Origin of the sequence: Nocardia cerradoensis NBRC 101014, assembly GCF_000308535.1 — a bacterium.
Lineage (GTDB): Bacteria > Actinomycetota > Actinomycetes > Mycobacteriales > Mycobacteriaceae > Nocardia > Nocardia cerradoensis.
Window position 1 is genome coordinate 1 of the sequence record NZ_BAFW01000291.1, and the last position, 864, is coordinate 864.

Here is an 864-nt window from a genome sequence, read left to right on the forward strand (position 1 = left end):
GGCGCCGACCACCATCGTCCGCCGGGGCCGGTCACGACGCCACCGCCACTGCTTGCACGGCGGCGGCATTCGCGCGCTCCAGGCTCTTGACGATCCCGTCCGCCCAGCTGGTCGCGAGCGATGCGGACATCGGATCGGGGAAGATCTCCTCCCGTCCGTCCGCGAGCCCGGACAGGATCGCGCGGGCCACCGCCGCCGGCTCAGCTTTGGGAATGTCCCAGTCGCGGATCATGTCGGTATCGACCGGGCCGGGCAGGACGGCGTGCACGCCGACACCGTCAGCGGCCGAGAGGAATCGCAGCGACTGCGTCATCGAGAAGGCGGCGGCCTTGGAGATGGCGTACGCCGGCGTGACGGGCACGGTCGCCAGCGCGGCCAGCGAGAGCACGTTCACGACGGCCCCGCGGGATTCGCGCAATCGCGGGAGGAAGGCGTGGGTGACCCGATATGTGCCGAACAGGTTGACCGCCAGATGGTCCTCGATGGCGGCCGAGTCGGTCAGATCGTCCGGTGTGGAGACGCCGGCATTGTTCACCAGGACGTCGAGTGAGCCGACCAGTTCGGCGGCCGCGCGGACCTGGTCGGGATCGGTGATGTCGAGCCGCACCGCGGTGACCCGCGGATCCGGATGGCCGACCGGTCGCCGGGCCGCGGCGTAGACCCGGTCCGCGCCGCGATGCAGCGCCTCGTCGACGAGCGCGCGCCCGAGGCCGCGCCCGGCACCCGTGACGAGTATCGCCTTGCCGGCCACTGTGGTTGGTACGGACATGCTGTGCTCCTACTCGGTGAATTCGATGTCTTCACCTGTGTGACGCACGCGCGGTCGATCCGTCATCGGTGGGGGTCGCGCGCGACCGCGGACAG

At 70.7% G+C, this 864-nt stretch carries 1 protein-coding gene; it reads right to left on the reverse strand.

Annotated features, from left to right (window positions below; translation table 11 throughout):
* Window positions 1–31: 31 nt before the first annotated feature.
* A complete protein-coding gene (locus ON23_RS27990) occupies window positions 32–769 on the reverse strand; it encodes an SDR family NAD(P)-dependent oxidoreductase (protein WP_039781896.1) in 738 nt (245 codons plus the stop codon).
* Window positions 770–864 lie beyond the last annotated feature (95 nt).